Source organism: Streptomyces sp. NPDC058307 (assembly GCF_042880295.1).
GTDB lineage: Bacteria > Actinomycetota > Actinomycetes > Streptomycetales > Streptomycetaceae > Streptomyces.
The window spans coordinates 1-9,260 of the sequence record NZ_JBHVYZ010000122.1; the positions used below are offsets into that span (position 1 = coordinate 1).

General features: G+C 67.9%; 7 protein-coding genes. 4 read left to right on the forward strand and 3 right to left on the reverse strand.

Translation table 11 applies throughout. From position 1 onward, the window contains the following. From ACFVYN_RS40530 to ACFVYN_RS40545, 4 genes are all read left to right on the forward strand, one after another. On the forward strand, window positions 1-1,500 hold a 1,500-nt coding region (locus ACFVYN_RS40530), incomplete at its 5' end, for an SbcC/MukB-like Walker B domain-containing protein (RefSeq protein ID WP_390007765.1). Window positions 1,501-2,054: 554 nt separating this feature from the next. Next, window positions 2,055-2,261, forward strand: a complete 207-nt coding sequence (locus ACFVYN_RS40535) for a hypothetical protein (RefSeq protein WP_356580889.1) — start codon at window positions 2,055-2,057, stop codon at window positions 2,259-2,261. After that, window positions 2,261-2,944: a restriction endonuclease gene (locus tag ACFVYN_RS40540; protein WP_390007768.1), complete on the forward strand. Its 684-nt coding sequence runs from the start codon at window positions 2,261-2,263 to the stop codon at window positions 2,942-2,944. The genes ACFVYN_RS40535 and ACFVYN_RS40540 overlap by 1 nt, the downstream gene beginning before the upstream one ends. Before the next feature lie 181 nt (window positions 2,945-3,125). Further along, window positions 3,126-5,531, forward strand: a complete 2,406-nt coding sequence (locus tag ACFVYN_RS40545) for a Helicase associated domain protein (protein WP_390007770.1) — start codon at window positions 3,126-3,128, stop codon at window positions 5,529-5,531. Between the two features lie 164 nt (window positions 5,532-5,695). Here ACFVYN_RS40545 and ACFVYN_RS40550 read toward each other — a convergent pair whose 3' ends face one another. From ACFVYN_RS40550 to ACFVYN_RS40560, 3 genes are read right to left on the reverse strand one after another with little or no spacing between them, the layout of a single operon-like run. After that, window positions 5,696-6,976, reverse strand: a complete 1,281-nt coding sequence (locus ACFVYN_RS40550; protein ID WP_390007773.1) for a hypothetical protein — start codon at window positions 6,974-6,976, stop codon at window positions 5,696-5,698. Further along, a complete protein-coding gene (locus tag ACFVYN_RS40555) occupies window positions 6,961-8,058 on the reverse strand; it encodes a restriction endonuclease (protein WP_390007775.1) in 1,098 nt (365 codons plus the stop codon). Before ACFVYN_RS40555 ends, ACFVYN_RS40550 begins: the two co-directional genes overlap by 16 nt. Before the next feature lie 5 nt (window positions 8,059-8,063). Next, a complete protein-coding gene (locus ACFVYN_RS40560) occupies window positions 8,064-8,894 on the reverse strand; it encodes a hypothetical protein (protein ID WP_390007776.1) in 831 nt (276 codons plus the stop codon). Window positions 8,895-9,260: the final 366 nt, after the last annotated feature.

Consider the following 9,260-nt stretch of genomic DNA (forward strand, 5'->3'; position numbering starts at 1 on the left):
GTCGCCGAGCTCGCCGGCCGGCTCGTCGACGGCGAAGACTGCCCCGTATGCGGTTCCCCCACCCACCCCGCACCCGCCACTGCCCAGCCCGGCCAGCCCACCGCCGCCGACGAACAGGCCACCGAAGCCGCCTACACCCGCGCCCAGCAGAGCGAGAACAAGGCCAAAGAGGCCCTGGCCCAGCTGAACGAACAGGCCGCCACGGCACGCGGTGAAGCCGGCGGAAACACCCCCCTGGCCGACATCACCGCCCACCGCACCGGCCTCGAACAACACCTCGCCGACGCCCTTTCCCAGGCAGCCGACGCCGGACCGGCCGGCGAACAACTCACCCTCCTAGAAAAAGAACAGGCCGACACCGAACACACCCGCAACACCGCAACAGCACGCCTGGGCGCCGCCGACGCCACCTACGACAGCCTGCACACCCAGCGCGAAGAGCTCACCCACCGCCTGGCAACCGCCCTCAACGGGCACGCCACACTCGCCGACCGCATCACCCATCTCACCCAGCACGCCGGCCGCCTCGAGACCGCCGCCGCGTGCGCGGCCACCGTGGCAACAACCGCCGCAGAACGCCACAGCGCCACCGCTGTCGCAGAGGAGGCAGCGCACGCGGCAGGCTTCACCTCCCCGGCCGAGGCCTCGGCCGCCCGCCTGCCCGATGACGAACTCACCGCGATCGAAAGCGAGATCACCCAGTGGCGTGAACAGCGCCTCGTACTGACCGCCCGTCTCGCCGAACCCGAACTGCAGGCAGCCATCACCCAGCCGCCCGCCGACCTCGAGCACGCCGTCACCGAACTGGACACCGCCACCACGACCCACACCCGCACGGCATCCCTCTCCACCCAGGCCGCTGGCCGGTCAACCGCCCTGGCCACCCTCACCGCTCAGCTGGACACCCAGATCCAGCGGCTGGAACCCCTCGAGGACGCCTACCGCACCGTCGATCACCTCCACGGCCTCATCAGCGGCGGCTCACCCAGCAACCAGCTCCGCATGCAACTGGAGTCCTACGTCCTGGCAGCCCGACTCGAAGACGTCGTCGACGCCGCCAACACCCGCCTGTCACGCATGTCCCACCACCGCTTCACCCTCGTCCACTCCGACGACAGAGCCGCCCGAGGCGCCAAATCAGGCCTGGACCTCAAGGTCCTCGACGCCTGGAGCGGACACAAACGCCACACCGACACCCTCTCCGGCGGCGAATCCTTCTACGTCTCCCTGGCCCTCGCCCTGGGCCTGGCCGACATCGTCACCGCCGAAGCCGGCGGCCAGGCACTGGACACCCTCTTCATCGACGAAGGCTTCGGCACCCTCGACGAAGACACCCTCCACCAAGTCCTCGACGTCCTGGACTCCCTGCGCGCCCACGACCGCACCGTCGGACTCATCAGCCACGTCCCGGAACTGCGCCGCCGTATCACTCAGCGCCTGCACATCGCCAAGCACATCGACGGCTCCACCCTCACACACCTGACCGAAGCGGCCGAATGACCGCACGATGGACCGCTGGACCCGTCCACGGCCCTCGCCGACCAGAACGCAGGTCCCCAGGCCACGGACACCTGCCGATCCAGTCCGCCGTGGACGCAAGGCGCAACCACAACCGCCGGGGCTGCCCACAGCCACCTCGGCCCCGCCGAGAAAGGCAGCCCCACAACGCCCCCGGCGTCGAAAACCGCACATCCTCTGAAGACAGCCGCCTGCCTCTCAGACGGAGCGCATCGAACACGTATTGCTTCATGCCATTTCCGAATGTGATCGAAGTGACGGATCAGAGCACTGAGGTGCATGAGCACTCCTATCGGCCACCAGAGCCGTACCAGTACACGCCAGTCCAGTCCGCATGACAGAGGTTTCCGCAGGCCCGAGGGCCACTGTCCCGCATGTTCGAACACCGCCGGACGCATGCCCGCATCACGGCGCGTTTTCGAGGCAGCGCCATAGCTTCCACTGATCAAAACGGCGGATTTGTCAGTGCCCACTGCTACACCAATTCCCAGAGGTCAGACCGCAGTTGACGGCCTGACGACACGGAGGAGGAAGCAGTGGCGAAGCCGCCCGAGGGCTACTACAAGGTGCGAAGTCATTACCGCCGCAAACCCCGCCCGAGCGCGAAGAAACTGAGCGGCTGGTCGATCGCAGGGCTGATTGCGGTGGTGTGGCTATGGAGCCAGCTCATCGGCTTCGGAGAGGCATCCCCGACAACGCCGCAAACCCCCACACCATCAGTGTCAGCGAGCGTGGGCCGCTGATGCCCCGCCGCTCGCCCTGGCTGCGCCCACCCCGCGGCGGCAACGAACAGGCCGCCGCCGCGGCCGTCGCCTGCGCCGTACTCTGGCTGCTGGCCAAGATCGCCACAGCCACTTGGCAAGCAGCCGTCCGCGTCTGGCCGTTGTTCGCCCTCCTTGCGGCTCTCGCCCTCGGGTACGCGGCCTGGCGGCTGATGCGTGCGGCACGGGCCCGGAAGATGCGGGCCGAGACGCTGGCCCGGCTGAGGATCACGCTCGCACAGCTCGACGCCATGGACGACCGGGCTTTCGAATTCGCACTACGTGACCTGCTTCTGCGGGACGGCTGGAACGCACGGCAGGTCGGCCGACAAGGAGACCAGGCCGCAGACGTCATCGGCGAGGACCGCCAGCGCGGCAGAATCGTCCTGCAGGCCAAGCACACCACCGTCGCCGGCAAGGTCGGCTCCTCAGTGATGTACCAGGTCAAAGGAACCGCAGGCCCCGCCCACGGAGCCGACACCGCAGTCGTGGTCACCAACGGCTCCTTCACCCGGGACGCCAAAACATGGGGCGAACGCCACCAAGTGCACTGGGTCGACCGGGACCGCCTGCGCCGATGGGCCGAACACGGCACACCCCTGCAAGACCTCCTGCGCCTGCCCAACCGACCGGCTCGCAAGCCAGCCTTCCGCCAGGCCGCATGAAACACGCGAAGAGCAGCCCGACCCCGAGCAATCGCCCACTATCCGCAACCGACAACACCGATCACGGGGCGCGCGCACCGCTCTCAGCGCGCCCCCGCCAAAGCTGAAACACTGCACCGCACCCCTGCTGTACGCGAGAATGAAGCGAGCCAGCCCCTCACGTATACCGAGGAACCGCGCGATGACCGCCAGCCCCACCGCCACAGAACATCCCGGGCGTCTGGTCCTGCGCACGGACCAGCAGGAGGGCCTCGCCAACACGGTCCGCCACCTGCGCCGCCCGCGCACCCGCGGGCACGCCGTCTCAGCCTGCGGCACCGGCAAGACCATCTTCGCACTGCGCGTCGCCGAGGAACTCGGCGTGCGGCACCTGGCGGTGGCGGTGCCCAGCCTGGACCTGGTCGCACAGTGGGCGGCGGCCGCCCGCGCAGACGGCCGCCGCGAGCCGATGATCACTGTCTCCTCACTGCGCGCCGCCTCCCACCCGCTCCTCACCGAGGCCGAGGTCGACTCGGCCAACGCGGGGGAGTACCTGGCCTACTGGCTCGCCCGCCACCCCAAGGCCACGGTCTTCTTCACCTACGACTCGCTGTCCAAGATCGAAGAGGCCCAACACTCCGCGATCTTCCCCGCCCCCCTCTTCGGCCTGCTGATCGTGGACGAAGCCCACGCCACGGCCGGCACCTGGGAGAAGAACTGGACCACGCTGCACGACAACGAGCGCATCCCTGCCGAGCGCCGCCTCTACCTCACCGCCACCCCGTATGTGTGGGACGCTCCCCGCCTGACCGAGCCGCCAACCACCAGGGCGCAACCCAAACGCACCACCGCCACTGCACCTGCCTGGGACGACCCATCCCTGCTGGCGACCATGGACCAACCGAAGATCTTCGGCCCCCGCCTGCACACCTACTCCCACGCCGACGCCATCGACGACGGCGTCCTGGCCGACTACCAACTCGTCGTCCCCACCGTCACCGACACCGAACTGCGCACCGCGCTCACCGATCCGGAAGCCGGGCCCACCGCGCGCCGCACCACCGCCCTGCACCTGGCCATCCTCAAAGCCATGCGCGAGCAGGACCTGCGGCACGTGTTCGTCTACTTCCAGCAGATCGCCGACGCCGCCGACTTCGCCCGCCAGTTCGCCCACACCCTGCGCACCCTCCCCGACGAACTGCGCCCCGACTGGGCGGGCGAGACCATCGTGCAGTCCATCGACGGCACCCACAGCCCCTACCGGCGCGCCGACATCATCGCCCGCTTCACCGACGCCGAGCGGGGCGTGCTGGCCAACGCCAAGATCCTCGGCGAAGGCGTCGACCTGCCGGCTGTCGACGGAGTCGTCTTCGCCGACCGCACCGCCAGCGTCCGCCGCATCGTCCAAGCACTCGGCCGCGCCCTGCGCAAACCCCCCACCCTCAAGACGAAAACGGCCAGCCTCGTCATCCCCGCCTACATCCCGCCCGGCACCGACCCCGCCGACCTCCTCGGCACCCCCTACGAAGCCCTCTGGCTGGTCACCGCCGCCCTGCGCCACCACGACCAGACGATCGCCGCCCGCGCCCCACGGGCCAAGAACCAGCACCCCGCCCGCGACTCCCACACCTACATCACCCGCCGCTTCCGCTTCGACCACACCCTCGACCCTTCGGCGATCGCTCGCGCCCTCGACCTGCTGGTGTGGCCCTCCAGCGGCGCCGTCCTGTCCGCCCCCCGCCGCGCCGGTCTCGCCGCCGCCATCCGCTACCACGCCGAACACGGCCACCTGCGGGTGCCCGCCGACTACGAGGACGCCTACGGCTACCGGCTGGGCTCCTTCATCACTGGCCAGCGCACCGCCTACCGCGCGGGCGCCCTCGATGCGACGTGGATCGCCGAGCTGGAAGCGCTCGGCATGATCTGGGACGAGCACGAGGCCCTCTGGCAGGGGCACATGGCCACCGTCGAGGCCTTCCACGCCGAGCACGGCCACCTCGCCGTCCCCGCCCACCAGCCCGGCGGCCAGTTCCTCGCCGACCAGCGCACCGCCGCCCGCAACGGCCGTCTAGCCCCCGCCCGCGACGCCGAACTCACTGCCCTTGACCCGGACTGGAGACTCCCGCACGGCCCCGACTGGCACCGCAAGTACCATGTCATCCGCCGCCACATTGAAGCTGGCACCCACCCCGCCACCCTGACCCGCGACACGGTCATCGGAACGGTGAAGGCCGGCAGCTGGCTGCACCGCCAATTCACCACCTGGACCCAACTCGCCCCCGGGCAGCGCGACCTGCTCACCCGGATCGGTCTCACCCCCGACCAGGCTCCCCCCAGCACCAGCGCCCCGAGGCGGCGCACCTTCGCCCAGACCGTGCGGATCCTCGGCATGTTCGTCGAGCGCTGGGGACGCACCCCCGGCGCCCGCGAGTGGATGGAGGTCGACGGTGAACGCGTCATGATCGGCCCCTGGCTCGCCAAGGCCCGCACCAGGTTGAACGCCGGGCAACTCCCGCCCGGCCAGACGCAGATGCTGACCGCGACCCTCGCCGAGTACGGCATCGAGGCAATCTCCACTCCTGGCACCACCAAGCCCGAGAACGGGTGAGGACCGGCCGCCGAGCTCAACTCGGTCGCCAGTCCTCGTACTTCGTGCTGCCCCGCGTGATCGGCTGGGGAGCGGTGTCGTGGCATGGGTCTTGTTGCAGAGCGTGGCGGAAACCAAGGGAACGCTGCGCAGGCGGGGTCCATGATGGGCGTTCTGGCCGTCTATCAGCGGTCGATGTCGTCGAAAAGACTGCGCTGTTCTGGAATCGTTTGGGTGCTCTGCGGGGTCTCCCGTCGGTAGGGGGCGGGGCCGGGAGCCCCGCCGCGGGGGGCTTCGTCCGGCTCCTCGCGGACCTGTTGGTAGATGTCGCGCGCGCGGTCGAACTCACCGGCTGTGCGATTGTCTAGTCGTCGCTCAAAGGCTTGGCTGTACCAGAACAGTGCGTCGTCGACGGGGTCGTTGTCTGTGTCGCCATTGAACTTGAACTCGTAGGCCCAGTCGTCTACCCGCCGTTCTAGGCGGGGAACGAGTTCACGGCGCACGTGATCGAACAGGCTCTCGCGTTCTTCGTCGGTGAGAAGGACGTGCCAAGCCTCCTTCTGCCAGTCGTTGTCTTCGATCCACGAGGCGTCCGGGGCCGTGACGGCCAGGTCCGTCATATGGGAGATCGCCTCCTGCCGGACGTCTTCGGGGAGCAGGCCGGCGCTGTGGAGGCGGGCCAGTACCCGTGGGCGGAGATCGTCTTTGGCCGGTGCCTCGAAGTCCAGGAGCACCGTGTGTAGTTCCGGATCTTCTACGAGGTAGGCGTGTAGGAAGCCGTTGCTACTGCCCCGCGAAAAGTAGGACAGGATGCTTTGCTCACGCTCGTACTCATCCTGAAACACCATGTGAGGGTCGCGGCGAAGTCGGAGTAGCGGGGAGATCCGCTGGGCCGTCGCCTGGTATAGAGGTGACGGAATGCGCAGGAGAGTGCCCTGACGTTGCTTGCTACCGTCGGGCAGACAGTCCGTGCGGGAAAGCAGGGCCTGGTCGGTCATGCCGGTGAGGACCATGGGAAGCAAGTGACTCTGGGTGGTCAGCCAGGCAGCGAAGCCCTCCCAGAGAGTGGGGTGGTGGAATGACCAATACGTCTGCCCGTCAAGGGCGGTCGCCTCGGTGAGGAAGGTACCGGTGAGCGTGGTCATGGCCCGGCTGGTGGCACCGGGTGAGGCACCAGCCCGTTCGATGATGTCGCGCTGGACCGGATCAAGGGCGAGCGGGCTGGGCAGCCCCTTGTCCTGGGCTATGGCGTACACGAGGGCGAGAGCTGCGTGGGCGTCCACGTCCAGCTGGTCATAGATATCGATCAGGAGCTGCTGCGGCTGGGCCATGAAGGACGTGATGCTCTCGCAGGTCTGGGACAGCCCGGTGGTGAAGGCCTGGAGTCCAAGACGGCGTGCTGCTTCGGGACGGAATGGCTCGGCGTCGGCTGCGGCCTCAAGGTGCGGCTTCATCTGGCTGAGCACGTTTGCCGGCTGATCGCCCGCAGCGAGATGGTTGTAGAGGATCTGCTGCCGCTCCGCGCGGGCGAGGTCGGCGACGTCGACGGTGACCTGCTGCTCGTGGGCAGCAGGGGGTAGGCATACGGCTTCAGCAGGGGCCGAGCCTCGTTGTAGATGTAGTGGCGCGAGGTCAGCACGACCCGGGCCCCGTTCTTCACGGCGCTCATCACGTGCGGCAGATCCCGCGCCCAGGCGTGGGTGAGGATCTCCTCATGACGGACCGCGCCGAAGGCGTCATCGAGCCAGAAGAACTGATCTTTCTCATGCGGGTTCCAGCGCTGCACCAGCTCGTCGGAGGTCCGCGCCTTGATGGCCACGCAGCCCCAGTTATCGGCGGCACTGATCGCGAGCATCAGGGCGATGACGGATTTACCCACGGCCGGGTCGCCGAGCAGCAGCACGAAGCCTTGGTCGCGCAAGGCGCGGGCGGCTTTGCGGTAGGCGCTGGTGACGACGAACGTGGAAACCTGCTCCGGCGCAGACCTCATCAGCACCAGGGCCTGGGTGTAGGCGCGTTCGTCGAGGATCTGCGACAGATCACCGAGTCCGTAGACACGAGGGACGAACATCCGCAGCTCTCGATGCGAGGCGATCATGTCGCTCAGCCACTGCCCGTCCAGGACCAGGGGATGCACCACTCCGCAGGCACGCAGTCGCCGCCGGATCTCCTCCTCGGACTGGCCGCTGACCCGAGCGTTCGTCAGCAGCACATATGTCGCGCACACCCCGCGATCGACCAAGGCGCGGACCTTGGTGAACTCGTCCTCGAGTTCCGACGGGGCGAGTGTGGCATCCGCCTTCTTGGTGTGCTTGCACTGCAGCACAAAGGGGCCCGGCAGCAGATCTCGCACGCTTCCCAGCTCGTCCGGCGGTTGCCAGGTGCCGTAGAAGGCGCCGTCCCTGCCCCCGTCGTTGGAGTCCGCGAACGCCTGCACCGACTGCCCCCACACCTCCCGCAGCACAGCCGCGCACAGGTCCTGAAAGGCACGCCAGCCCAGGGTATGCAGGGCGAAACGAGGCGACCCGGGCGCGACGGTGTCGCTCATGCTTGTCACTCGCCGTCCCTGTGGCCCTCGTTGGGTGCGTCGTCGGCGAGCGCCGTGTACGCCTCCCACATCTCCTCGTCGTCGTAGTCCGGTTCGACCAGGTCCGGAGTCAGGGTGTTGCTGTCAGGGTCTAGCTCCTCGGACTGGGCCACCACCTCAACCAGGAACTTCTGTGCAGCCTTCATGAGGCCGGGATCCTGCGTCCACAGTCCGAACTCCAGGCTACGGCGAGAGCTTTCGGTGCCGTTGGCGCTCCCCAGCCACAGCCGGCTGGGCCTGAACCCGATGACGTCGGCTACCGTGCCCGATCCGTCCTCGTCGTGCCACCAAAGCTCACCCAGCAGCAACATCTTGGTGTGCAGGATCGGAACGAGATGATCTCCGGCCTTGCGGTAGCCGAGGCTGCGCAGCGCGGACAGCTGGATGTCCGGTGACGTTGAGCCGGGACCCACTACCGGTGCCGCGCCGTCCTCATGCAGGCGCAGTCCCTCCAGATGAGGCAGTGCCCGAGCAGGGAAGCCGGCCGCGTCCTTCACCGCATCGGCTACCCTGTGCAGTTTCTCCAGGGAACGCGGGCCCCGTGGCTGCTTGCTGACCACCACGCATGCGGACGGGAACTCGGCGATCCGGCGCAGCAGTTCAGCGTCGTCCACCCACAAGAACGCCGCGAGCATCCCGGGCCCCAGGCTGCGTGATCGCCGCTTCCGCTCCAACTCGTGTCGGAACGTGTCGATCCCATCGACGAGACCAGCGAGCACGTTCGTCCCGAACTGGGCGGACCCACCTTCCGTTGCGACCGCCTGCACGTTGAATTGGTGAGAGAACGACGCACTCATACAACCCCTCCCGTTGCACGAGCGTTATGGCGCGCTTCCGCGGCCAGCCTTGGCCGAGGGGGTCTTGCTGTCTGGTGGGGGCGGCGGCTCAAGGAACGCGGTGGCGGGGGAGACCCCAAACTCAAATCTTCCATAGTTTTGAACCGAGGAAGCACCCCAACACCGTGCTTGCCTTGTTCGCTATCTGACAAGGCACCAATAAGAGGCCGACGGGACAGCTTCGGTTCTCCCAGCCAGCCAGGGCCGGCCACGGAGTGGACGGTCCCTCAACTCACCTTGAATACAGTCAAGCTGCAGAGGAAAACTAAGCCAGGCACGATCGCGGAGCGATCGGGACACACGTCTGATCCGCGGAGCGGATCAGAC